This window comes from Pseudomonas sp. AN-B15 (assembly GCF_019056475.1).
In the GTDB taxonomy this organism is placed as follows: Bacteria; Pseudomonadota; Gammaproteobacteria; order Pseudomonadales; family Pseudomonadaceae; genus Aquipseudomonas; species Aquipseudomonas parakoreensis.
Window position 1 is genome coordinate 3,233,301 of record NZ_CP049737.1, and the last position, 24,539, is coordinate 3,257,839.

Annotated in this window: 24 protein-coding genes and 3 tRNA genes; 17 read left to right on the forward strand and 10 right to left on the reverse strand. The window is 59.5% G+C overall.

What is annotated here, in order from left to right; translation table 11 throughout:
* The 7 genes from modC (at position 1) to GTQ41_RS14525 (ending at position 4,421) form a co-directional block, all read left to right on the forward strand.
* Positions 1–1,080: a molybdenum ABC transporter ATP-binding protein gene (modC, locus tag GTQ41_RS14495; protein ID WP_047294761.1), complete on the forward strand. Its 1,080-nt coding sequence runs from the start codon at positions 1–3 to the stop codon at positions 1,078–1,080.
* 69 nt (positions 1,081–1,149) lie between these two features.
* Entirely contained in the window at positions 1,150–2,178 is a 1,029-nt protein-coding gene (locus GTQ41_RS14500; RefSeq protein WP_047294763.1) for a DNA topoisomerase IB, read from the forward strand.
* A gap of 189 nt (positions 2,179–2,367) precedes the next feature.
* Positions 2,368–2,598: a hypothetical protein gene (locus GTQ41_RS14505; RefSeq protein WP_041064505.1), complete on the forward strand. Its 231-nt coding sequence runs from the start codon at positions 2,368–2,370 to the stop codon at positions 2,596–2,598.
* A gap of 122 nt (positions 2,599–2,720) precedes the next feature.
* On the forward strand, positions 2,721–2,951 hold the full coding sequence (locus GTQ41_RS14510; RefSeq protein ID WP_007964939.1) for a hypothetical protein: 231 nt from the start codon (positions 2,721–2,723) through the stop codon (positions 2,949–2,951).
* Between the two features lie 106 nt (positions 2,952–3,057).
* Positions 3,058–3,342: a hypothetical protein gene (locus GTQ41_RS28645; protein ID WP_047294765.1), complete on the forward strand. Its 285-nt coding sequence runs from the start codon at positions 3,058–3,060 to the stop codon at positions 3,340–3,342.
* Positions 3,343–3,552: 210 nt separating this feature from the next.
* Complete coding sequence (gene msrA / locus GTQ41_RS14520; protein WP_041064515.1) at positions 3,553–4,059, forward strand: peptide-methionine (S)-S-oxide reductase MsrA; 507 nt, start codon at positions 3,553–3,555, stop codon at positions 4,057–4,059.
* Positions 4,060–4,259: 200 nt separating this feature from the next.
* Positions 4,260–4,421, forward strand: a complete 162-nt coding sequence (locus GTQ41_RS14525) for a hypothetical protein (RefSeq protein ID WP_182401375.1) — start codon at positions 4,260–4,262, stop codon at positions 4,419–4,421.
* 153 nt (positions 4,422–4,574) lie between these two features.
* Here GTQ41_RS14525 and GTQ41_RS14530 read toward each other — a convergent pair whose 3' ends face one another.
* From GTQ41_RS14530 to GTQ41_RS14570, 9 genes are all read right to left on the reverse strand, one after another.
* Positions 4,575–5,015: a hypothetical protein gene (locus tag GTQ41_RS14530; RefSeq protein WP_047294767.1), complete on the reverse strand. Its 441-nt coding sequence runs from the start codon at positions 5,013–5,015 to the stop codon at positions 4,575–4,577.
* Positions 5,016–5,356: 341 nt separating this feature from the next.
* A tRNA-Leu gene (locus GTQ41_RS14535) sits at positions 5,357–5,443 on the reverse strand.
* 194 nt (positions 5,444–5,637) lie between these two features.
* A tRNA-Cys gene (locus tag GTQ41_RS14540) sits at positions 5,638–5,711 on the reverse strand.
* A gap of 46 nt (positions 5,712–5,757) precedes the next feature.
* Positions 5,758–5,833: transfer RNA gene (locus GTQ41_RS14545), tRNA-Gly, on the reverse strand.
* Positions 5,834–5,893: 60 nt separating this feature from the next.
* Positions 5,894–6,454, reverse strand: coding sequence for a CDP-diacylglycerol--glycerol-3-phosphate 3-phosphatidyltransferase (pgsA, locus tag GTQ41_RS14550; protein WP_003225417.1), 561 nt, complete (start codon positions 6,452–6,454; stop codon positions 5,894–5,896).
* 32 nt (positions 6,455–6,486) lie between these two features.
* On the reverse strand, positions 6,487–8,310 hold the full coding sequence (gene uvrC, locus GTQ41_RS14555) for an excinuclease ABC subunit UvrC (RefSeq protein ID WP_041064521.1): 1,824 nt from the start codon (positions 8,308–8,310) through the stop codon (positions 6,487–6,489).
* Between the two features lie 2 nt (positions 8,311–8,312).
* The gene (uvrY, locus tag GTQ41_RS14560) at positions 8,313–8,954 is read right to left on the reverse strand and encodes a UvrY/SirA/GacA family response regulator transcription factor (protein WP_024012761.1); all 642 of its coding nucleotides are present in this window, start codon (positions 8,952–8,954) and stop codon (positions 8,313–8,315) included.
* A 127-nt stretch (positions 8,955–9,081) separates the two neighbouring features.
* Positions 9,082–9,525 (reverse strand): N-acetyltransferase, encoded by a 444-nt coding sequence (locus GTQ41_RS14565; protein ID WP_047294769.1) that lies wholly within the window; start codon positions 9,523–9,525, stop codon positions 9,082–9,084.
* The gene (locus tag GTQ41_RS14570) at positions 9,522–10,283 is read right to left on the reverse strand and encodes a carbon-nitrogen hydrolase family protein (protein WP_047294771.1); all 762 of its coding nucleotides are present in this window, start codon (positions 10,281–10,283) and stop codon (positions 9,522–9,524) included. Before GTQ41_RS14570 ends, GTQ41_RS14565 begins: the two co-directional genes overlap by 4 nt.
* Positions 10,284–10,899: 616 nt before the next feature.
* Here GTQ41_RS14570 and GTQ41_RS14575 point away from each other — a divergent pair.
* Positions 10,900–11,964 carry a 3-deoxy-7-phosphoheptulonate synthase gene (locus tag GTQ41_RS14575; protein WP_217325293.1) on the forward strand — a complete coding sequence of 355 codons (1,065 nt, stop codon included), beginning with the start codon at positions 10,900–10,902 and terminating at the stop codon, positions 11,962–11,964.
* Between the two features lie 72 nt (positions 11,965–12,036).
* On the opposite strand, the gene GTQ41_RS14580 is transcribed toward GTQ41_RS14575, so the two are convergent.
* The gene (locus GTQ41_RS14580; protein WP_080963284.1) at positions 12,037–13,215 is read right to left on the reverse strand and encodes a hypothetical protein; all 1,179 of its coding nucleotides are present in this window, start codon (positions 13,213–13,215) and stop codon (positions 12,037–12,039) included.
* 338 nt (positions 13,216–13,553) lie between these two features.
* Between GTQ41_RS14580 and GTQ41_RS14585 the strand changes: the two genes are divergently transcribed.
* The 9 genes from GTQ41_RS14585 (at position 13,554) to hbdH (ending at position 24,514) form a co-directional block, all read left to right on the forward strand.
* Positions 13,554–14,423, forward strand: coding sequence for a triacylglycerol lipase (locus GTQ41_RS14585; protein ID WP_047294775.1), 870 nt, complete (start codon positions 13,554–13,556; stop codon positions 14,421–14,423).
* Positions 14,424–14,519: 96 nt separating this feature from the next.
* Positions 14,520–14,801, forward strand: a complete 282-nt coding sequence (locus tag GTQ41_RS14590) for a peptidylprolyl isomerase (protein ID WP_007912303.1) — start codon at positions 14,520–14,522, stop codon at positions 14,799–14,801.
* Positions 14,802–14,936: 135 nt separating this feature from the next.
* Positions 14,937–16,805 (forward strand): extracellular solute-binding protein, encoded by a 1,869-nt coding sequence (locus GTQ41_RS14595; protein WP_047294777.1) that lies wholly within the window; start codon positions 14,937–14,939, stop codon positions 16,803–16,805.
* A complete protein-coding gene (locus tag GTQ41_RS14600; protein ID WP_047294779.1) occupies positions 16,805–17,866 on the forward strand; it encodes a microcin C ABC transporter permease YejB in 1,062 nt (353 codons plus the stop codon). The genes GTQ41_RS14595 and GTQ41_RS14600 overlap by 1 nt, the downstream gene beginning before the upstream one ends.
* A complete protein-coding gene (locus GTQ41_RS14605) occupies positions 17,866–18,888 on the forward strand; it encodes an ABC transporter permease (RefSeq protein ID WP_041064553.1) in 1,023 nt (340 codons plus the stop codon). Before GTQ41_RS14600 ends, GTQ41_RS14605 begins: the two co-directional genes overlap by 1 nt.
* Before the next feature lie 9 nt (positions 18,889–18,897).
* Positions 18,898–20,472 carry an ABC transporter ATP-binding protein gene (locus GTQ41_RS14610; RefSeq protein ID WP_047294781.1) on the forward strand — a complete coding sequence of 525 codons (1,575 nt, stop codon included), beginning with the start codon at positions 18,898–18,900 and terminating at the stop codon, positions 20,470–20,472.
* Positions 20,473–20,641: 169 nt separating this feature from the next.
* Complete coding sequence (locus GTQ41_RS14615) at positions 20,642–22,057, forward strand: sigma-54-dependent Fis family transcriptional regulator (protein ID WP_047294783.1); 1,416 nt, start codon at positions 20,642–20,644, stop codon at positions 22,055–22,057.
* A gap of 284 nt (positions 22,058–22,341) precedes the next feature.
* A complete protein-coding gene (locus GTQ41_RS14620) occupies positions 22,342–23,733 on the forward strand; it encodes a GntP family permease (protein WP_047294785.1) in 1,392 nt (463 codons plus the stop codon).
* A gap of 7 nt (positions 23,734–23,740) precedes the next feature.
* Positions 23,741–24,514: a 3-hydroxybutyrate dehydrogenase gene (hbdH, locus tag GTQ41_RS14625; RefSeq protein ID WP_047294787.1), complete on the forward strand. Its 774-nt coding sequence runs from the start codon at positions 23,741–23,743 to the stop codon at positions 24,512–24,514.
* The last annotated feature ends 25 nt before the right edge of the window (positions 24,515–24,539 follow it).

Here is a 24,539-nt window from a genome sequence, read left to right on the forward strand (position 1 = left end):
ATGATTGATGCACGTCTGAAAATCGCTTATTCGGGTTTCAGCCTGGATATTGATCTGCATTTGCCGGGGCGTGGCGTGACTGCGCTGTACGGTCATTCCGGTTCGGGCAAAACCACCTGCCTGCGCTGTATCGCCGGGCTTGAGCGCGCCGAGCAAGGTTTCATCCAGATCAACGACGAAGTCTGGCAGGACAGCGAGCGTCGGTTTTTTGTCCCGCCGCACAAACGTGCGCTGGGTTACGTGTTCCAGGAAGCCAGTCTGTTCCCGCATCTGTCAGTGCTGGCCAATCTGCAGTTCGGCCTCAAACGCATTGCCAAGGCCCAGCGCCGGGTCGACATGGCACAAGCCACCGAGCTACTGGGCATCGGCCATCTGCTGGAACGCCATCCGCAGCATCTGTCCGGCGGCGAACGCCAGCGTGTCGGTATCGCCCGCGCGCTGTTGACCAGCCCGAAACTGCTGCTGATGGATGAGCCGTTGGCGGCCCTCGACAGCCAGCGCAAAAACGAAATCCTGCCATACCTGCAACGCCTGCATGATGAACTGGACATTCCGGTGCTCTATGTCAGCCACGCGCAGGATGAGGTGGCGCGGCTGGCCGATCATCTGGTGTTGCTCAGCGACGGCAAGGCCCTTGCCAGCGGCCCGATTGGCGAGACCCTCGCCCGGCTGGACCTGCCAATGGCGCTGGGCGATGAAGCCGGGGTGATCATCGAAGGCCAGGTCAGCGCCTACGATGCCGAGTACCAGTTGCTGAGTCTGCAATTGCCGGCCACGGCCATGAACATCCGCGTGACGCACGCGCCGATGGCGGTCGGTCAGGCCTTGCGCTGCAAGGTGCACGCCCGCGACATCAGTCTGGCCCTGCACAACAGCGAAGCCAGCAGCATCCTCAATCGCTTGCCGGTGACCGTGGTCAGCGAGCTGGCGGCGGACAACGCCGCGCATGTGCTGATTCGTCTGGATGCCGGCGGCACACCGCTGCTGGCGCGGATCACGCGGTTTTCCCGGGATCAGCTCGGCATCCACCCGGGCCAGCATTTGTGGGCGCAGATCAAGGCCGTCGCCGTGCTGGCCTGAATTGGTTGGCACGACGGCCACGGCCTGCGGTCAATCGCTGTAACAGAGCGATTCGCCAAGGACACCGCCATGCCCGACACCGCAATAGCCGACGTCTTACCGCCCGACCTGCATTACGTCGACGATACCCAACCCGGCATCCGCCGTAAAAAACTGCGTGGCAAATTCGCCTACTTCGATCCGGCCGGACAACGCATCAACGACCCCGATGAGATCAAGCGGATCAACGCGCTGGCAGTGCCGCCGGCCTACACCGACGTGTGGATCTGCGCCGATCCGCGTGGCCACTTGCAGGCCACCGGCCGCGATGCCCGGGGCCGCAAGCAGTATCGCTATCACCCGCGCTGGCGCGAGGTGCGCGACGCCGACAAGTACTCGCGCCTGCGGGAGTTCGGCCTGGCGCTGCCGAAGTTGCGTAAACAGCTTGAAACCCTGCTCGACGCACCCGGCTTCAGCCGCGACAAGGTCATGGCCACGGTCATCACGTTGCTCGACGCCACACTGATCCGCGTCGGCAACACCCAGTACGCGCGGGACAACCGCTCCTATGGCCTGACCACCCTGCGCAGCCGGCATGTTGAGGTCAACGGCAGCGCGATCCTGTTCCAGTTTCGCGGTAAAAGCGGCATTGAACACCAGATCACCGTCAAGGATCGTCGCCTGGCGCGCATCATCAAGCGCTGCCTGGAAATCCCGGGACAGAATCTGTTTCAGTATCTGGATGAAAATGGTGAGCGGCACACCGTCAGCTCCCACGACGTCAATAGCTACCTGCAAACCCTCACCGGTGCCGACTTCACCGCCAAGGATTACCGCACCTGGGCCGGCAGCGCGCTGGCCCTGGCGGTATTGCGCGAACTGCAATGGGAGTCCGAAGCCGAGGCGAAACGGCATGTGGTGGAGATGGTCAAGAGCGTGTCCAAACAGCTGGGCAACACCCCGGCGGTGTGCCGCAAATGCTACATCCATCCCGCCGTGGTCGAGCGCTTCCTGCTCGGTGCGCTGGCCGAACTGCCACGCCCGAGGGTGCGCAAAGGCCTGCGCGCTGAGGAAGTGGCGCTGGCGATGTTTCTCGAGCAAATGATCGACGCGTCTTGATCGCGCTGGTAGCCGAGCAATCAATCGCGGTTTCCCAGGTTCCAGAGTTTCTACAGGCGTTGAAGCCGACGCATCGCCTGGATTGGCGCGCCACCGAGTGGCTGCAACCGACGAACTGACTGGCTATTTTTTGCACGATTGGCCAAGGCTTCTATAGTTGATCTGACACCTATTTGCTGTGGTGACGCCATGGAAGACATCTTTGTCGTGAAGCGCTGCAACAAGATCATCATTCACGGCCGCCGCGCCGGGGAAAGTCAGCATGAACCTGCCGAATCCAGCAGCTGGTTTCGGATCAATGACACCCGAACCGGAGGCTTCATCGGTGACGGCTATGATCTTGAGGAAGATGCCCGGCGCGAATGCCAAAGGCTCAATGCGGCCAGCTCGCCGCGACCGGCGCGACAATCGGCCGGCTGATGTAATTGACAGGCGGGGTCTATACTCAAAGCAGCTGACGGACCAGCGCCCCAACGGCAGAGAGCTCGCAGCCCGCGGGCTTTTTGCTGCCTCTCAACGGTTTGTCTGAACGGAGGTGCTCCATGTCCGAAAAAGAGTCCATCACCACCCTCCTCACCCTGCTCGACTCCCGTCAGGCGCGCCTGGCTGCGGCCTGCAAGGAAATTGCCGACTGGGTCGATCATCAAGGCGGCCATCCGACCGCCCTGCGCATACGCGATCGCCTGAACGACATCGAAAAAGATACGCCGCTGATTCGCAGTACGCTGTCTTCGTTGCAACCCGTCGAGCGGCCTCTGCCTCGTTTCAGATGACCGGATGGCAATAACGACAGTCTCAACGCGTACCGCCTGGCCGATCCGGCGAACACCTGCAGTCGTGGCAGGTCATAACCTGTACACGTCACCAGGAGACTGATCCATGGTTATCCATTTCAAAGTAGACGGACACCTGGCTTGTGGTCACAAAGGCAATAACCTTGCCTCGAGCCAGGAACTCAATCGCGTTAAATGCCGCAGCTGCCGAAATACCGATGCCTACAAAAATGCGCGCAAAACCCAGCGCAATGCTGCTCGGCGCGCAGCGCGCCACACACAGGCTGATCATGGTGCATCGAACTGGCGCTCGGAATGGATCGCACGCTTGACCGCTCTGGCGGGTCCGCAACGCCTGCCACGGGGCTTTTTCGGGCAAGCGTTTGTGTAATCGCTTGATGTCTTGGTTTTCGTCCATCACTCAGCGCGAATTGCCACGAGTTCACCGCTCGAAACCCTCAATGCCCTGACCTTATCGTCAGGGCATTTTATTGAAAACACCGTTTCGAGCAGCCCTTCACCCTGAGTCAAGCTTGCAAATAGCCAACGCGCCCTCATAACCAGAACCCGTATCCACCGTCACCGAGAGGCAAAAACGATCATGACCGGAAAAACCGAAACCGCGATTCTCGCCGGGGGCTGCTTCTGGGGCATGCAGGACCTGCTGCGACGCTATCCCGGGGTGCTGCAGACGCGAGTCGGCTACAGCGGTGGCGATGTGCCGAATGCGACCTACCGCAACCACGGCAACCACGCCGAGGCCATCGAAATCGTCTTCGACCCTGCCGTGATCAGTTACCGGCAAATCCTTGAGTTCTTCTTCCAGATCCACGATCCCAGCACTCCCAACCGACAAGGCAACGATCTCGGCCCCAGTTATCGCTCGGCGATTTACTACCTTAACGAACAGCAACGCGACATTGCTGAAGACACCGCTGCCGATGTCGATGCATCCGGGCTGTGGCCGGGGCGCGTGGTCACTGAAATCGAACCGGCGGGCCCCTTCTGGGAAGCGGAACCCGAGCACCAGGACTATCTGGAGCGGATACCGAATGGTTACACCTGCCATTTCATCCGCCCGAACTGGAAACTGCCGAAACGCAGCTGAAAACACATCTGCGTAATCACTCCACGCACGGCGCTGGCCTCAGCTGAGGCCGGTGCCTGCGCACCTCTGGACTTGATCATTTTGGTGAACCCTCCGTAGCACAGTTCAAGCGCCCGAGGATGAATATACGTTCATCGCAAGCATGGCTAGAAGCGTCTAGCCTGCGGGTTCCAACATAGTGCCTACAGGAGTACCCCACCATGTTCTCGCACGAAAGCCTCCCGCTGATTGCCATTTTCATCATCTTGCTGCTATGCGCAGGTGCGGCGTTTTTACACCCGGCTCATGCATTCTTCAGTTGGCTGCGCAGGCGCAAGGAACGATTAAACGCCCAGGCTGCAAAAGAGGTTGATTCGCGCTGAATGTATTCCCTAAACCGGCCCGGGCATGCCTGGGCTTGTTGTTTTCTGACCAAACAGCAGATACAAAAAAGCCCAGCACGGGGCTGGGCCTGATTTTTTGCCAACATTAAAAACATCCAGGCTTTTCAGCCACAAGAGTAGAACTCAAGTGACTTACGCAAGAGCCCTTTCGTGCTCGCTTTCATGCACGTAAACCCATGAAATTCCGGATGGCGAGGTCTGGTCGAGGCGCATAAGCGCCGAATCGACTTTCTTCTTGGTGATGCCGTCTTTGACAAGGTCGAAGACGGCCAGGAAGCAGTCCCCTGGAAGCGCTGTGATCGAGAGGTTGGTGATGTGCGATTCAGGGCTTCCAGCACGCTCGCCGTACAACCCCCAAAGTCGCTCCCAATAATCCGCTCGACTCATGATCTGTCCATCGGTGAGTACCACACGAAAGTCATTCGCCAACGCGTCGTACAGGGGTTTGATGGCGCCTTCCGACCGGGAAGACATACCGCGCGACCACGGAAAGAAGAGATTGTACCAACGGTACACCTCGGCTTCGACGAGAGCGGTTTTATCGGTTGCTGCGTGCACTTGATTGATTGCCATCGGTGTTCTCCTTAACACGTCAAAAATGGCGGGTCTGGCGTGACAGACAGGCCGTCCGAATGCCCATCGCCTGAGCGATGCACCGCGCCTTGATCAAGATCCATCCTGATATCAACGCCATCGGGTCAAGCTCAAATGTTCACTCAATGACTGTTGATATCTTCGACCAAGCCACAAACGTAGACGCTCGCAGGATTGATTGCATCAAGAAGTGACCAACGGTCTTTGCACACAGGAGGAAAAGGGAAACGGAAGAATTGGCGAGAAGCCATTTAAAAATGGCGATCTGAAAACAAACAAGGGCTTGCATCAGCTTTCGCCCGCAAACCCTTGATTTTAGATGGTGCCCGAAGCCGGAATCGAACCGGCACGCCCTTACGAGCGGGGGATTTTAAGTCCCATGCGTCTACCAGTTTCGCCATTCGGGCGGTAGCGCGGTGTAGTGCTCAAAGCAGTCGATCAGCAAACCCGACAGCGTTAAGCCTTGTAAAGCAGAGCGGGAAATATATACATCACGTCCCGGTGAAGCAAGTTCACAGTGGTTGATTTCAAGACTAAATCTTGCAGCGCACTGGAAATAAAAAAGCTCCGTAAATCATGGATCTACGGAGCTTGTTTAGAGTGGAGGCCGAGGTCGGAATCGAACCGGCGTAGGCGGATTTGCAATCCGCTGCATAACCATTTTGCTACTCGGCCTCAAACGATTGCTGTTTAGTAGCACCACAACAACCGCGTACAAACTTGGAGCGGGAAACGAGACTCGAACTCGCGACCCCGACCTTGGCAAGGTCGTGCTCTACCAACTGAGCTATTCCCGCTTGGTGTGGCGCATTCTATAGATTTCAGATGCCCCGTCAACCCTTTGATTCAAAAAAGTTTTATTTCTTTTCAACGTCGGTTTTCAGATGCGGCCAGGCGGCCCGCAAGTATTGAACCATCGACCACAACGTCAGGCCTGCCGAGATCATCAACAAGGCATAACCCAGCAAGACCCAGAAACTGAAGTCTCTTGGATTGGCCAGCAGGATCACCAGCGCCAGCATCTGCGCTGCGGTTTTCCACTTGCCGAGATTGGACACTGCTACATGCGCGCGGGCACCCAGTTCGGCCATCCATTCACGCAAGGCCGATACGACAATCTCACGGCCAATGATGACGGCTGCGGGAAGTGTCAGCCACAAATTGCCGTGTTCCTGAACCAGCAGTACCAAAGCGACAGCCACCATCAGCTTATCGGCAACCGGATCGAGAAAGGCTCCGAACGGCGTGCTTTGCTCCAGGCGACGAGCCAGATAGCCGTCGAGCCAGTCAGTGGCCGCCGCAAAGGCGAACACCGAGGCGGAGGCCATGTAGCTCCACTGATAAGGCAGATAAAACAGCAAAATGAAGATCGGGATGAGCAGGACGCGTAGAACGGTAATCAGATTCGGGATATTCATCGGCACAACTGGCTACGAGGTGAGTTGGCATTCTACTCGCTATGCAGGTTTGCATAAATCGACTCTGCGAGCTTTTTACTGATCCCCGGTGCTTTGGCGATCTCTTCGATGCTTGCACGAGACAGCTCCTGCAATCCACCAAAATGTTTCAACAAGTCCCGACGCCGGGTCGGCCCTACACCTGCAACACCTTCCAGCGTCGACGTACGGCGGGTTTTGCCGCGCCGCGCACGGTGGCCAGTGATCGCGAACCGGTGTGCCTCGTCGCGAATCTGCTGGATCAGGTGCAACGCGGGTGAGTCGCCACGCAAAGTGAACTCATGGGCGGCATCATTAAGATACAAAGTTTCGAACCCTGCCTTGCGGGTTGCGCCCTTGGCCACACCCAGCAGGATCAGGTCCGGCACCGCCAATTCGTTGAGCACGTCGCGGGCCATCGACAATTGTCCCTTGCCGCCGTCCACCAGCAGAATATCCGGCAGTTTGCCCTCCCCGTCCTTCAGCTTGCTGAAGCGCCGGGTCAGGGCCTGATGCATGGCCGCATAGTCATCGCCCGCTGTGACGCCCTCGATGTTGTAACGACGATAGTCGGATTTGATCGCACCTTCCGGACCAAACACGACGCAAGAGGCGACAGTCGCCTCGCCACTGGAGTGGCTGATGTCATAGCATTCGAGGCGCTGCGGTGGTTCATCCAGGTTCAGTACTTCTGCCAGCGCGTCGAAGCGCGCAGCCGTGTGTTGACGGTTGGCCAGGCGCGCACCCAGCGCTTGCTCGGCATTGGTGACCGCCAACTGCTGCCAGCGCGCCCGCGTGCCACGCACCCGGTGGCTGATGCTCAGCTCGCGACCACGCAACTCGTGGATGGCGTCGATCAGGGCCGTGGCGTCTTCGGGCACGACGTTGACGATCAGTTCGCTCGGCAAGTCGCGTTCCGGGCTGCTGATATAGTACTGGCCGAGGAACGCCGCCATGACTTCGGCAACCTCCTCTTCAATACCCACCTGTGGAAAGAAGTTTTTGCTGCCCAGCACACGCCCGCCGCGCACGCTGATCAAATGAACGCACGCACCGCCCGGGTTGACGAAGGCTGCGATGACATCGATGTCGCCGGTACCGCCTTCCATGCTTTGCTGATCCTGGACCCGGCGCAGCAAGGCAATCTGGTCACGCAACTCGGCGGCGCGTTCGAACTCGAGATTGATCGCCGCCTCTTCCATCGCCGTTGACAGCTCATTGGTCAGCGCGTGACTGCGCCCTTCAAGAAACATCACCGAGTGGCGCACATCCTCGGCATAAACTTCCGGCTCAACCAAACCGACACAAGGTGCCTTGCAGCGTTTGATCTGATACTGAAGACAAGGGCGCGTACGGTTCTTGTAGTAACTGTCCTCACACTGCCGGACGAAAAAGGTCTTTTGCAGCAGGCTGAGGCTTTCTCGAATGGCCCCGGCGCTCGGATACGGGCCGAAATACTTGCCCTTCGCCTTCTTCGCGCCACGATGGATGCTCAGCCGTGGGAACTGGCCGTCAGACAGAAATACATAGGGATAGGACTTATCGTCGCGCAACAGAATGTTGTACGGCGGCCGCCACTCCTTGATCAGCGTCTGCTCAAGCAGCAACGCCTCGGTTTCATTGGCGGTAATGGTCGTTTCGACCTGTGCGATACGCCCGACCAGCGCAGCGGTCTTCGGCGCCAGTCCGGTCTTGCGGAAATAGCTGGCCAGTCGCTTCTTGAGGTTCTTGGCCTTGCCGACATACAGCAGGCGTGCCTCGTTGTCGAACATGCGATAGACGCCGGGACGCCCGCTGACAGTCGCCAGGAAGGCGCCGGAATCGAATATTTCAGTCATGATCAGGCGCTGGCGTCAACCATGCCGTGGCGCACGGCCAGCAACGTCAACTCGACATCGCTGCTGATCGACAGTTTTTCGAAGATCCGGTAGCGATAGGTATTCACGGTTTTTGGCGACAGACAGAGCTTGTCGGAGATGATCTGCACCTTCTGGCAGCCGACAATCATCAACGCAATCTGGATTTCCCGTTCGGACAAGGCATCGAACGGTGAGTCATTGGTTGGCTGGAACGATTTGATCGCCAGTTGCTGGGCAATCTGCGGGCTGATGTAACGCTGGCCGGCAAACACCAAGCGGATGGCCTGAACCATTTCCGGCAGACCCGCGCCCTTGGTCAGGTAGCCGGCGGCACCTGCCTGCAACAGACGTGTAGGGAATGGATCCTCCTCACACACCGTGACAGCGACAACCTTGATGTCCGGATGGCTGCGCAACAGCTTGCGCGTGGCCTCGAGACCACCGATACCGGGCATTTTTACGTCCATCAGGACCACATCGGGTTTCAACTCACGGGCCTTGATCAGGGACTCTTCCCCGGACTCGGCCTGTCCAACCACCTGCAAGCCATCGATATCGGCCAGCATACGTGTAATGCCTGTACGAACGAGATCATGGTCATCGACCACTAGCACCCTAATCAAGCAGACACCTCGCGATATGGTCTTATTGGGATGCCGGACACCTTAGCAAAAAGTGCCAGACAGACCTAGCGGCAAGCGTCATTTAAAAAGTTTCAATTCATCATTGAAGGCTTGCCAGCCGTGGGTTTCAGAGCACAGGTGTACCGAAATCAAGCTGCATCCTCAGGAAACACTCGTCCTCACCACACACATTCAAGCCTTTTCTCTTATACAGGCTTTGCGCAGGATTATTTTTGAATACGGTCAGACGCAGCGCCGGCAGTCCTTCAGCGCGGGCTATGGCGATAACCTGATCAATCGCCCAGGATCCAGCCCCCTGCCCGCGAAACGCCTCGACTATTTGCAGCTCGCGGATATACAACGCCCGGCGATCGCGACTGAGGCTGAAAAATCCCACAGGAATCTGGCCAAGAATGATCAGCCAATTGTCCCGTCCATCCCAGGCAACCTCGAACGCTTGGTCCTGCCACAGCAGATCGTGGCCAATGTAATAGCGCAGCATGTTCTGGCACGTCAGCTCTCGGGCAAATACCCGATCAGCCAGTTCGGCGCGACGCAATTGGTAGGTCATTGCCCCGCCACCACCGGAACTACCCGCCCCTGCCATGCGCCGGCATCACGTCGCGCAACGACCAACAGCTCACCAGGCCCTGGCGCGGCGGCAACCAGCGTGCCGTCTTCAGACCAGACGGCACTGCGACCCGCCGATTGCCATCCACCCGTGAGCCCGGCGTGATTGGCCATCAGAACCGCCATCGAGTGCTTATGGGCGTAGCCCTGCAATATCGCGCTATCCACGTCATAGCCTTTCTCGCCAATCAGCACGCCTGCTGCGTACAGGTCGGCGCCAGCAACGGCAGCCGCTGCCGCGTGGCTGGCGTGGGAAAAATCAGCGCAGACCGCCAGCGCGACGGTATCGTTGCCTATGCGCAAGGACGAACCACCAGCACCTGTGGCATAGAACAGCTCTTCGCCACTGTGCAGATGTTGTTTGCTGTACACCTCGAGAGAACCATCCCTGCCTAACGTCAGCGCGCCGATCCATACCTTGGAGCTACCCTTCAGGCGAATCGGCATCCCGACCACCGCTATGAGACCCAGCTCGCGCGCGCAATCGCGCAAGGGTTGCAGCACCGAATCCTGCGGATCGATTGCCATGTCTGCAGCCATCTGGCCTTCGTAACCTGTCAGCGACAGCTCCGGAAACACCAGCAACTCGACGCCCTGCTCCGCTGCCACGGCCATGAAGCGCAAATGACGGGCGATGTTCGCCGCCAGATCACCGGCAACGGAGAACGATTGAGCTGCAGCGATGGTGAACGTTGACATTATTCATCCTTGGGATTGTGCCAAATACGCAGTGTGTCACAACGCCTGCGGCACTCAAGCAATAGGAAATGTCATGTAGGCGCGATAGCAATTTCTGATTGCTCAGGCGCATGGGCCTCGAGTAAGCTCGGCGCATCCATTGGAGACAAACCATGCTCAATGCCCTCTCACAGCTTCGTTCCGCCAGCGCCTTGCGCTCGGTTGCGGCTGCGCGGGTGAATGACGCTTGTGCTCCTGCCAGCTTTTATTTTGGGTATTGGTTTAGCCACTGGCGCGCCTGATACCCAAACGGCGCCCATGAAAACGGGTCGCCTACCAGAGAATTCTCACCCCCGGTCGGCCTCCCGACCGGGGGTTTTGTTTTTTCAGGCCCCAACTTTTTCAGCAACACACCAGACACTTTGAGGAATTACGACATGAACTACGCCACTTATTACCGTTACGACACTTTTAGCGCCTGGCGATTTAGCAGCCTCCGCTCGGGACAGCCTGCCGCCTCCGATCGGTCACCCACAGGTGGCAAGCACACACACGCAGCCAATACGGCCAATTGTCGAACACCCCAGTAGGGCCGAGTGAGCGGGAAGCACCCGCCACCAGCCCAGGAATCCTGAATATGAACTCGTCTGTTTCTGCTCTGCCACTGTCCACCCTCGATTCTGCCAACGAAGCGCTGACCCTGCGTCTGTCCAGCGCGTTGCAACTCAAACAGCAATTGCCCCTGAGCAATGCCCTCGCCCAGCAAGTCGCAGCCCACCGCCAGGCGGTCCGCGCGATTCTCAATGGCGAAGACCATCGCCTGCTGGTCGTCGTCGGCCCTTGCTCGATTCATGACCCGCGCTCCGCACTCGAATACGCCGAAAAGCTTTCCCGCCTCGCACATCAAGTCAGCGACGAGATGCTGCTGGTGATGCGCGCTTACGTCGAAAAACCACGGACCACCGTCGGCTGGAAAGGTCTGGCCTACGACCCGCATCTGGATGGCAGCGACGACATGGCTGCGGGCCTGACCCTGTCGCGCGAATTGATGATCGAGATGATCCGCCTGGGCTTGCCTGTCGCTACCGAACTCCTGCAGCCCATGGCCGCCGGCTACTTCGACGACCTGCTCAGTTGGGTTGCCATCGGTGCACGCACCACCGAATCGCAGATCCACCGGGAAATGGCCAGTGGTCTGAACATGCCCGTCGGCTTCAAGAACGGCACTGACGGCGGCGTCGCTGTAGCTGTCGATGCCATGCGCTCAGCAGCCCACCCGCATCGACACTTTGGTGTCGACAGCCAGGGGCACCCGGCGATCATTCAGACCCCGGGCAACCCTGACACGCATATGGTGCTGCGTGGTGGCCATCACGGCCCGAACTACGGCCACGAAAGCATTGCCCAGGTCCGTGCCGACTTGAAACGCCTGAAGATTCCGGCGCGGATCATGGTTGACTGCAGCCACGCCAACAGCGGCAAGGATCCTCTGCGCCAGCCCGAGGTGTTCAATGCGGTGCTCGAACAGCGTCTGCAGGGGGATCGTTCCTTGATCGGGATGATGATTGAGTCCCACCTGTTCGAAGGCTGCCAGCCTCTAGGCCCCGCCCTGCGTTACGGCGTGTCGGTGACCGATGGTTGCCTTGGGTTCAGTGCGACAGAGCTGTTGCTATCGAACGCAGCCGAACGTCTTCGAGCCTGATGAGCTGAACAGCCTTTGCGGGATTGTCAAAATCCCGCAAAGGCTGAATCATCGTTCAGCTTTCACCACAGGTTATGCCCGCACCCGGATACGGGTCACCTCAGAGGCCTGGCTGACATCATCCAGCCGTTCCACCGAATACGACACCTGCACCACAGTTTCCCGATGCTCTCGCCAGAAACGGTAAGGCACGATGAATACCACGGGCTGGCCTGCGGTTTCCCGGGTGATATCCCGATCATCGCGATGACTGAAATACTCACCATCACATTTCAAGTAAACCAGCTCCCCCTCCTCAGCCTGGGCATTGTCGATCACTACGGTAATGCCATCCTCGGCATCCACTACCTCCAGCTCGCCGTCTTGCGCCTCCAGTACCTGCGGAGCTGCGAGATCACCTCGCATCAAGGGTGCGATCAGAACGCGCAGGTTTGCAGATTGCCTTACCTGAGCCGAGCCTGACTCCACTCGGTAGCTGACGCTCACCTCGTGCATACGATGCGGGGCGATGCAATGCGCGGGGATCCAGAAAGACAGCGCTTCGCTCACTGCAAACTGTTCTACGAGCAATACATCATTGATGACCGGCAGTCCTTCATCACCTTGCCAGGACAGGATGACCCGGTCCCCGACAGCCATCCGGGCGTAAGGTCGCACGATCACGCCAGTCCCTTGCGGAACACGGTCCGGATCAAGCGTCCCACCCACCGTGTCTTCAAGGATCGGCGCCAGCAGATCGGGTTCCGGATCGCCCACATCCAGCTGCAAGCGCCTGGATGACAGCGGCTCCGGCAGCGCGACGCTGTACAGCGTCCAGAAAACCTCCAGTGAGCCACGCTCCAGCGCTGCTATGTGCAATCCCTTCACGACAAAGACAAGTTCCTGCCCCACCTGGCCTTCACTGACCGTGCGAGTGATTTCGTGGATGTAGGACAAGCCTTCGTCATCCAGCCCTTGCCAGTGCAGCACAAGTTTGTCGCCGCACACCATGTTCGGGTAAGGCGCAACCCTGACGAATGCCTGGTTCAGTGTAGGATCAAGCATTCCGCCCTCCATAACTTCAATCATGGGCGCAGGCAGCCACGAGACTGGAGCGGGTGCCGGTGCAGACGCAGGTCGATAGCAGAACTCGAAGTTCTCGCCGTCCACCTTCAAACTCAGAAGACCGCGTCCACCGGAGTCATCCGCTACGGGAGAGGTATTTGACGCGGGCGCCACAGAGGCGTCGCCGTTGACTTCGTATATAGACATTCGTAGCTCCATTCCTTGGATAAAACGCCGCCATGAAGGCAGCGTCGAACGAACTCCATTGAACACCATCCAGCAATCGCCAGAAGTCAGCACAATGCCTCCCATCAGGAGGGTAAATGCACCGCATGACGTAGGCATACGAAGCAGAATCAAGCGATACCGCTCAAAAGATTGCCAAATGTTCCGACTACCCCCTCAAGCAGAAGCGAATATTCGTACCGCTTTTAGTCCAGTTTCCTTTCAGTACCGAGGAGCTTTCAGACATCGCCGACCCGCAGGCCTGTTTTACAGTGGCACGCACCAACCACTGACAAGCATCTGCAGAAAGAGGCAGAAACATGCAACGGAATGCGACAACCCGCTACCCCATCCTTTTGGTCCATGGCCTGTTCGGGTTTGACCGTATCGGCCATTTCGAGCTTTTTCATGATGTCAAGCAAGCGCTGAGGGAAGCAGGCGGCCAAGTGTTTGTGCCGCAGCTGTCTGCGACCCATGACAACGAAGTACGCGGCCAGCAATTGATGTTCCAGATCGAAAGCGTTCTGCGAGGAACAGGAGCCGGCAAGGTCAACCTGATCGGGCATAGCCAGGGCGCGCTGGCGTGCCGTTACGCCGCTGCGCTGGCACCGGAGAAAGTCGCCTCGGTCACGTCGGTAAGTGGCCCCAATCACGGTTCGGAACTGGCTGACGCCTTACGCCAGGCCCTGATACCGGGTGGCCTGCCGGAGCAGGTGGCGGAGCACGCTGCAACACAGTTTGCCCGCTTCCTCTCGCTGCTCAGCGGGCAACCGGGCCTGCCGCAGAACGCTGTCGCCGCACTCAATGCCCTGACGACCGCAGGTGTTGGGCAATTCAACAGAAAGTATCCGCAAGGTCTGCCTTCCAGCTGGGGCGGCCAGGGTGCGGAGCGGGTCAATGACGTTCACTACTATTCCTGGAGCGGCACGCTGCAGGACAACTTATTGCAGGCACTTGATCCGGTGCATATCGTCTGCCGGGGATTATCAGAGCATTTTGTCGCAGAGGCCGGGCAGAACGATGGCTTCGTGGGACGCTACAGTTCCCATCTGGGCCGGGTCATCCGTTCCGACTATCCTTTCAGCCACCTGGGCAGTCTGCGTCGCCCCGACGGAGTGAAAAAAACCGGCCAGGATCCGATCGCCCTCTACGTCGAGCATGCTGCTCGCCTGCGGGCTGCGCAGCTGTAAGCGTGCGCCAGCGCACCGAGCGGAACTTTGCCAAGAAATCGCTTACTGATTCCGGTAGGCTCCACACTTTACTGAAATAGATTGGAGATTTTCCCCATGGCTAAAGCCACTGCCCGCCACATCCTGGTTTCCAGCGAAGACAAGTGCAACGAACTCAAGGCCCAGATCGAAGGCGGTGCTGATTTCGCCGAAGTCGCCAAGGCCAACTCCACCTGCCCGTCCAGTCGTCAGGGCGGCGACCTGGGTTCTTTCGGTCCTGGCCAGATGGTCAAGGAGTTCGACACCGTGGTCTTCAGCGCGCCGATCAACGTCGTGCAAGGCCCGGTGAAGACCCAGTTCGGTTATCACTTGCTCGAAGTCACCAGCCGCCAGGACTGATCCGTCGCCTGATTGCTGCCCCAACGGCCCGCCTTCTGGTGGGCCGTTGTGTTTTGGTTACAGGTTACGGCTGGCGACTGACGCGCCGCTCGCGTACAAATTGCGCTTATCGATCACCCGGCTTTAAGGCTGACAATGCGACTGGCTTTCCCTTATCTGCTGTTCACTGCCGTGGCCCTGCTGTTGGGCGCCGCCGGCGTGGACGCCACTCCGCAACACGCGTTGACCGTCTATGGCGAACCGGCCAAATACCCGGCCGGTTTCAGCCACTTCGACTACACCAACCCGCAGGCGCCCAAGGGCGGCACCATGCGCCGCTCGGCGATTGAGATCGGGCATTTCGATCACATCCTGCCTTATATCGATAAGGGCATTGGCGTCACCCAGATTGACGGCATGCTCTATTCGCCGCTGGCCCAGCGTTCGATGGACGAGCCTTACACCGTCTATGGCCTGGTGGCACAAAAAATGGAACGCGCGGAGGACGGCCTGTCCCTGCGCTTCTTCATCAACCCCAAGGCGCGTTTCGCCGACGGCCAGCCGATCACAGCCGAAGACGTACGCTACACCTATGACTTGCTGATGACCCAGGGCAGCCTGCGCTATCGCACGCAGTTCGCCGATGTCAAAGGTGTCGAAGTGGAAGCGCCGCTGACCGTGCGCTTCGACTTCAAGAGCAACGAGAACCGCACCTTGCCGCTGGACATCGCCACCCTGCCGGTGTTTCCCGAGCATTGGTGGAAAACCCGCGACTTCGCCGGTGGCGGCGGCTATGAACCGCCGCTGGGCAGCGGCCCGTATCGGGTGGGCAAGGTCGACTCCGGGCGCAGCATCACATTCGAGCGCAATCCCGACTGGTGGGGCAAGGACCTGCCGGTCAGTCGCGGCCTGTACAACTTCGATCACTTCAGCATCGAGTATTTCGGCGACACCGATGTCGCACGCCAGGTGCTGCGCGGCGGCGCCTATGATTACAATCGCGAGTTTTCCGCCACCGGCTATTCGATCGGTTACGACAGCCCGGCGCTGAGTGACGGCCGCTTGCAGAAAGCCCACCTGGCCACCGAGGCCCCGCAATCGGCACAGGGCTTCGTGTTTAACCTGCAGAAACCGATGTTCCAGGATCGTCGGGTGCGTCAGGCACTGGCGATGCTCTGGGATTTCGAGTGGAGCAACCGGCAGATGATGCGCAACATGTACATCCGCCAGCAGAGCTATTTCTCCAACACCGCCCTGGCCGCCCGCGAGCTGCCGGATGCGGCGGAGCTGAAAATCCTTGAGCCGCTGCGCGGGCAGGTTCCCGACGAGGTCTTCACCCAGGTCTTCGAGGCGCCGAAAACCGACGGTAGCGGCTTGATCCGCGATAAACAGTTGCAGGCTCTGGAGTTGCTCGAACAGGCAGGCTGGAACCCCGATGGCGACCAACTGGTCAACGCCGAGGGCGAACCGCTGAGTTTCACCTTTCTGGTCAGCCAGAACGGCATGGATCGCCTGCTGCTGCCTTACAAACGCACGCTGAAACAGATCGGCATCGACCTGAATATCCGCCGCATCGACTCCTCGCAATACGTCAATCGCCTGATGAGCCGCGACTACGACATGATCGTCACCGGCTACCCGGTCAGCACATCTCCGGGGGGCGAGTTGCTGAACTACTTCGGCTCGATTTCGGCCAACGACCCCGGCGCCAACAACTACATGGTGCTGAAGAATCCCGCAGTCGACACCTTGATCAACGGCCTGATCCGCGCCTCGACCCAGAGCGACATGCTGCACTACGCCCACGCGCTGGATCGGGTGTTGCAATGGAACTACTACTGGATTCCCAACTATTATCCGCCGGGCACCTCTACCGTCTGGTGGAACCGGTTCGGCATGCCGGCGACACAAGCCAGCAATGACGAAGCCATCGAGAGTTGGTGGGAAATCAGCAGCACGCCGCTGACCAACCAGCAGATGACCGCCGAAAAAATCGGTCGTGGCAGACCCGGAGGACCGCACTGATGTGGGCTTACATTCTGCGGCGCTTGCTGCTGATCATTCCGACGCTGGTGATCATCCTGCTGGTGAATTTCGTGATCATCCAGGCGGCCCCCGGCGGCCCGGTCGAACAGGCCATCGCGCATCTGCAAGGCATCGGCGGAACGAGCGTCGGCGGCAGTGCCAGCGAGACCATGAGCAGCACTTCGCGTGCCAGCCGTGGCCTCGACCCGCAACTGATCAAGGACATCGAAAAACAGTACGGTTTCGACAAGCCGGCGCATGAACGCTTGTGGCTGATGCTGAAGAACTACGCGCAGCTGGACTTCGGCAAAAGCTTTTTCCGCGGCGCCACCGTCACCGATCTGATTCTGGAAAAAATGCCGGTGACCATTTCCCTCGGCCTGTGGGCGACACTGATCACCTATCTGGTGTCGATCCCGCTGGGCATTCGCAAGGCCGTGCATCACGGCAGCCATTTCGATATCTGGAGCAGCACCGCGATCATCATCGGCTATGCGATGCCGGCGTTTCTGTTTGCGATGTTTCTGATCGTGGTGTTTGCCGGCGGCACCTCGCTGAACTGGTTTCCGGTGCGCGGACTGGTCTCGGACAACTTCGAATCGCTGTCGACCCTGGGCAAGATTGCCGATTATTTCTGGCACCTGGTGTTGCCGGTGACGGCGCTGGTGATCGGCGGTTTCGCCACGCTGACGATCCTCACCAAGAACTCGTTCCTCAATGAAATCACCCGCCAGTATGTGGTCACCGCCCGCGCCAAAGGCCTGAGCGAGCGCCGCGTGCTCTACGGTCACGTGTTTCGCAACGCGATGCTGCTGGTGGTCTCGGGGATTCCACAGGCGTTCATCAGTGTGTTCTTTGCCGGATCGCTGCTGATCGAAGTGATCTTCTCCCTCGACGGCCTCGGCCGCATGAGTTACGAAGCGGCGGTTTCCCGAGACTACCCGGTCGTATTCGGTTCGCTGTTCATCTTCACCCTGTTCGGACTCTTGATAAAACTGATCGGCGACCTGTGCTACACCCTGGTCGATCCGCGTATCGACTTCGCCGCGAGGAACGCCTGATGTTCAAGCTCTCGCCCCTGGGCCGACGCCGTTTCGCACGCTTCAAGAAAAACCGCCGAGGCTGGTGGTCGCTGTGGCTGTTCATCGGACTGTTCGTGGTAACGCTGGGCGGTGAACTGATCGCCAACGACAAACCGTTGGTGGTCAGCTATCAGGGCCAGCTCTACTTCCCGGTGTTCAAGCGTTACACCGAGCAGGAATTTGGCGGCCAGCTGCCGTTCCAGGCCGATTATCGCAGTGATTACGTGCAGAACCTGATCCGCAAGGACGGTGGCTGGCTGCTGTTTCCGCCGATTCCGTTCAGCGACGACACGCCCAACTACGACCTCAATCAACCTGCGCCGAGCCCGCCTTCCAAGGTCAACTGGCTGGGCACTGACGATCAAGCGCGCGATGTGTTGGCGCGGGTGATTTTCGGCGCCCGGGTGTCGATCCTGTTTGCCTTGATGCTCACCGCCATCAGTGCACTGATCGGGATTGCCGCCGGGGCCCTGCAAGGCTATTACGGCGGCTGGGTCGATTTGCTCGGGCAACGCCTGCTGGAAGTCTGGACCGGGTTACCGGTGTTGTATCTGCTGATTATCCTGTCGGGTTTCGTCGAGCCGAATTTCTGGTGGCTGCTGGGGATCATGGCGCTGTTTTCCTGGCTGGCGCTGGTGGATGTGGTGCGCGCCGAGTTTCTGCGCGGGCGCAACCTGGAATACGTCAAAGCCGCTCGCGCCCTGGGCCTGAGCGACCGCAAGGTGATTGTCCGGCACATCCTGCCCAATGCGATGAACGCAACGCTGAGTTACCTGCCGTTCATTCTGACCGGAGCGATTTCCACCCTCACCGCCCTCGACTTCCTTGGTTTCGGCATGCCCGCCGGCAGCGCTTCGCTGGGCGAACTGATCGGTCAGGGCAAACAGAACCTGCAAGCACCGTGGCTCGGGCTGACGGCGTTTTTCACCCTGGCGCTGATTCTTTCTTTACTGGTGTTCATCGGCGAAGCGTTACGTGACGCGTTCGACCCTCGATCCTGAAGTGTGACCATGACTGATAACCTGATCGAAATCCGTGACCTCAATGTCGCCTTCCATGGCCAGCCGGCAGTGCGCAACCTGTGCCTGGACATTCGCCCCGGCGAGTGCCTGGCACTGGTAGGTGAATCGGGCTCGGGCAAGTCGGTGACCGCACATTCGATTCTGCAATTGCTCCCCGAAAGTGATGCGCAAACCACTGGCAGCATTCGCTATCGCGGCCAGGAACTGCTCGGTGCCGATCCGAAGGTGCTGCGGGAACTGCGCGGCAACCGCATCGCGATGATCTTTCAGGAACCGATGACCTCGCTCAATCCGCTGCACACCATTGAAAAACAGATCGGCGAAACGCTGCTGGTGCATCGCGGCCTGGGCGGTAAAGCAGCGCAACTACGCATTCTGGAACTGCTGGAACTGGTGGGTATTCAAAAACCCAAAGAGCGCCTCAAAGCCTATCCGCATCAGCTGTCCGGTGGTCAGCGGCAACGGGTGATGATCGCCATGGCCCTGGCCTGCGAGCCGGAACTGCTGATTGCCGACGAGCCAACCACGGCACTGGATGTGACGGTGCAGCGCAAGATCCTGCTGCTGCTCAAATCCTTGCAGCAGCGCTTGGGCATGTCGCTGCTGCTGATCAGTCACGACCTCAATCTGGTGCGCAGCATCGCGCAACGGGTGTGCGTGATGAAGGCGGGTGAAATCGTCGAGCAGGCGCCGTGCGAAACCCTGTTTACCGAGCCAAAGCATCCCTACAGCTGCGTGCTGCTCAACGCCGAGCCGGAAGGCGAAGCCCTGCCCCGGGACGAACGCGAGAACGTGCTGGAGGTGGATGATCTGCGCGTCGAGTTCGTCGTCGGTGGCGGGCTGTTCCAGCGCAAGCAATACCTGCGTGCAGTGGACGGCATCAGCCTGAATATCCAGCGCGGCAAGACCCTGGGCATTGTCGGCGAATCCGGCTCGGGGAAATCGACCCTGGGCCAGGCGATTCTGCGGCTGCTCGATTCCGAGGGCAGCATTCGCTTTCAGGGCACCGCCCTTGATGGCCTCGACCAGAAGCAGTTGCGGCCGTGGCGCCGGCAGATGCAGGTAGTGTTCCAGGACCCGTTCGGCAGTCTCAGCCCACGGATGTCGGTGGCGCAGATCATCAGCGAGGGGCTGGAGGTGCATTGTCAGTCCAGCGCCGAAGAGTGCGATGCCCAGGTGATCCGCGTGCTCAAGGAAGTAGGTCTCGATCCGGAAAGTCGTCATCGCTATCCGCACGAATTTTCCGGCGGTCAACGCCAGCGCATCGCTATCGCCCGGGCCCTGGTGCTGAAGCCGGCGCTGATCCTGCTCGATGAGCCGACCTCGGCGCTCGATCGGACCGTACAGAAGCAGGTGGTCGCCCTGCTGCGCGACCTTCAGGAAAAACACGGCCTGACCTACCTGTTCATCAGTCACGATCTGGCGGTGGTACGGGCGCTGGCGCACGACATGATCGTGATCAAGGACGGCAAGGTGGTCGAGCGCGGCGCCAGTCACGAAGTGTTCGACTCGCCGCAGCACCCTTACACCAAAGAGCTGTTGGCAGCGGCGCATCCGGGGTAGGCATAATCGGCGCTTGCCTTGATACCGGGTCGCGACCTTCGCTGGCAAGCCAGCTCCCACAGGGATTCGGGTTGTACCCAAATATGGGGTACCCCAGAGAAACCTGTGGGAGCTGGCTTGCCAGCGAGGAGGCCCGAACAGACAACCCAAACTCCGGATCAACTCACCCATGAACACCACCGAAAGCCTCAAGGACTACCAACGCGTGCGCACGCTGGCGATCCGCTCGCTGTTCGAGATCATCGAGCAGTCCAGCGAAGGCACGGTGATTGTCGATCGCGATGCCAATATCGTCTGGATGAACGAGCGCTATGCCCGGCGTTTTGGGCTGGAGTCGGCGAAAAAAGCCATCGGCAAACCCTGCGAAAGCGTGATCCCCGGCAGCCTGCTGCGTGAAGTGGTGCGTACCGGCCGCCCCATTCTGCTGGATATGCAGGACACGCCAAAAGAGCCGTTGGTGGTCATGCGCCTGCCGATCCACGACGACGCCGGCGCGGTGATTGGCGCTATCGGTTTTGCCCTGTTCGATGAGTTGCGCACGCTGTCGCCGATGCTCAAGCGCTACCTGAGCATGCAGGAAGAGCTGGCCTCAACCCGCTCGCTGCTGCGGGCCCGGCAGACCAAATACAACTTCGCCCATTTCATCGGCACCAGCAGCGCCAGCCTCGACGTCAAACGCCGCGCCCGGCGCAGTGCCAGCGCCGAATCCCCGGTGTTGCTGCTCGGTGAGACCGGCACTGGTAAAGAGCTGCTGGCCCAGGCGATTCACAGCGCCTCGCCCCGGGCGCACAAGGCGTTCGTCAGCATCAACAGCGCGGCGATTCCCGAAGCGCTGCTGGAAGCCGAGTTCTTCGGCACTGCACCTGGCGCGTTTACCGGCGCTGATCGCAAGGGGCGTACCGGCAAGTTGCAGATTGCTCAGGGCGGGACGCTGTTTCTCGACGAGATTGGCGACATGCCGTTACCGCTGCAAAGCAAACTGCTGCGGGTATTGCAGGAAAAGGAATTCGAACCGGTTGGCTCCAACGACGTGATCCAGAGCGATGTACGGGTGATCGCAGCGACGTCGACCGATCTGCAAGCGGCGATCAAGCGCGGTGAGTTCCGCGCCGACCTGTATTACCGCCTCAATGTGCTGCCGATCCATGTTCCGCCGCTGCGCGAACGTCTCGATGACTTGCCGGCGCTCAGCGAAGCGATCCTTGAAGAGTTACGCAGCCAGCATGAGCTGAGCCGTACAGCGCTGGAGTTGCTTGGACAACATGCGTGGCCGGGAAACATTCGTGAATTGCGCAACGTGCTGGAACGCGCAGCGCTGCTCAGCGATGACCTGGTCCTCACCGACGAGGATATTCGCGCGGCCATTGGCACCTTTACCCCGGTGGAGCGCCCATCGGTGCCGACGCTGGAGCCGTTGGCGGAAGAGAGTTTTGCCCAGGCGCGGCAGCGGTTTGACCGGCAACTGATCCAGTCGGCGCTCGCGCAATGTGCGGGCAAGGTGCCGGAGGCGGCGGCTCGTCTGGGGCTGGGGCGGTCGACGCTGTACAAGAAGATGCTGGCCTTGGGCATCGCCGAGTCTCAATAAAGAGATTGAGTCTCGCTAGCGAGATATTCACTTCAAGATCAAAAGATCGCAGCCTTCGGCAGCTCCTACGGGGTTGATACGAAAATCCCATGTAGGAGCTGCCGAAGGCTGCGATCTTTTCGCCTCAAAAAAAGTCTCACTATCGAGACATTGCTTCGAATAGCTGATCGAAAAACTCTATAAAAACCTTATATTTCAACAAGTTGAATATCTGGCACAGATCTCGCTAACGCCTCTCCTGCACCCGCAACACCCACAAAAATAACAATCCCTGGAGACACTCCATGAGTGTGATCATTGCCTTGGCAGCCCTTGCGCTGCTGATGCTCGCCGCCTACCGTGGCTACAGCGTCATTCTCTTCGCCCCGATTGCCGCCCTCGGCGCTGTCCTGCTGACCGACCCCTCCGCCGTCGCCCCTGCCTTCACCGGGGTGTTCATGGAGAAAATGGTCGGCTTCATCAAGCTGTACTTCCCGGTGTTTCTGCTTGGCGCCGTGTTCGGCAAGTTGATCGAGTTGTCGGGGTTCTCCCGTTCGATCGTGGCCGCAGCGATTCGCTTGCTCGGCACCCGTCAGGCGATGCTGGTGATCGTGCTGGTCTGCGCCCTGCTCACCTACGGCGGCGTGTCGTTGTTCGTGGTGGTATTCGCGGTGTATCCGTTTGCCGCGGAAATGTTCCGCCAGAGCAACATCCCCAAGCGCCTGATCCCGGCGACCATCGCCCTCGGCGCGTTCTCGTTCACCATGGACGCCCTGCCCGGTACGCCGCAGATTCAGAACATCATCCCCAGCACGTTCTTCAACACCACCGCATGGGCCGCGCCGTGGCTGGGCGTGATCGGCACGATTTTCGTGTTCTGCGTCGGCATGCTGTTCTTGCAGCGCCAACGCAACAAGGCCCAGCGGGCTGGTGAGGGCTATGGCACCGAACTGCGTAACGAACCGGAAACCGCCGAAGACCTGAAACTGCCGAATCCATGGATCGCCCTCTCACCGCTGCTGGCGGTGGGCATCATGAACCTGCTGTTCACCCAGTGGATTCCGCAGTGGTACGGCAAGACCCACAGCCTCGCGCTGCCCGGCATGGCCACGCCGGTAACCACGGAAATCGCCAAGCTCACCGCAATCTGGGCGGTGCAGGCGGCATTGCTGATCGGTATCCTGATGGTGCTGGTGTTCGGCTTCAAGGCGATCCGCAGCAAACTCGCCGAAGGCAGCAAAAGTGCGGTCAGCGGCGCATTGCTGGCGGCGATGAACACCGCCTCGGAATACGGTTTCGGTGCGGTAATCGCCTCGTTGCCGGGGTTCCTGGTGCTGGCCGACTGGCTCAAGCAAATCCCCAATCCACTGGTCAACGAAGCGATTACCGTGACCTTGTTGGCGGGTATCACCGGTTCGGCATCGGGTGGCATGAGCATTGCGCTGGCGGCGATGTCCGAGCAGTTCATCGCCGCGGCGCACGCGGCGAACATTCCGCTGGAAGTGCTGCACCGCGTGGCCGCGATGGCCAGCGGCGGCATGGACACCTTGCCGCATAACGGCGCGGTGATCACCTTGCTGGCAGTCACTGGCCTGACCCACCGCGAAGCCTATAAAGACATTTTCTGTATTACGCTGATCAAGACCCTCGCGGTCTTCGTAGTGATCGGTACTTTCTACGCCACTGGCATTGTGTGAGGTATTCATGACGACTCTTTCGGGCAAGACCGCACTGGTTACCGGTTCTACCAGCGGCATCGGTCTGGGCATCGCCCTGAGCCTGGCCAAGGCCGGCGCCAACCTGATTCTCAACGGTTTCGGTGATGCCTCGAGCGTGATCGCCGAGGTCGGCCAGTTCGGCGGCAAGGTCGGTCACCACCCGGCGGACGTCAGCGATCCGGCGCAGATTGCCGACATGATCGCTTACGCCGAACGCGAATTCGGCGGCGTCGACATTCTGGTCAACAACGCCGGGATTCAGCATGTGGCGGCCGTGGAGGAATTTCCGGTGGAGCGCTGGGATTCGATCATCGCGATCAACCTGTCCTCGGTGTTTCACAGCACCCGCCTGAGTCTGCCGGGCATGCGCGCCAAGGGTTGGGGGCGGATCGTCAACATTGCCTCGGTACACGGTCAGGTGGGTTCGACCGGTAAGGCTGCGTATGTGGCGGCCAAGCATGGGGTAATCGGTTTGACCAAAGTGGTCGGGTTGGAAACGGCCACCAGCAATGTGACCTGCAACGCGATCTGCCCGGGTTGGGTGTTGACGCCGCTGGTGCAGAAACAGATCGATGACCGCGCCGCCAAAGGCGTTGATCCGCAGCAGGCGCAGCATGATTTGCTGGCGGAAAAACAGCCGTCGCTGGAATTCGTCACACCGCAGCATCTGGGGGAACTGGTGTTGTTTCTGTGCAGTGAGGCTGGCAGTCAGGTGCGGGGGGCGGCGTGGAATATTGATGGGGGCTGGTTGGCGCAGTAAACAGCGCAAGCCCCCTGTGGCGAGG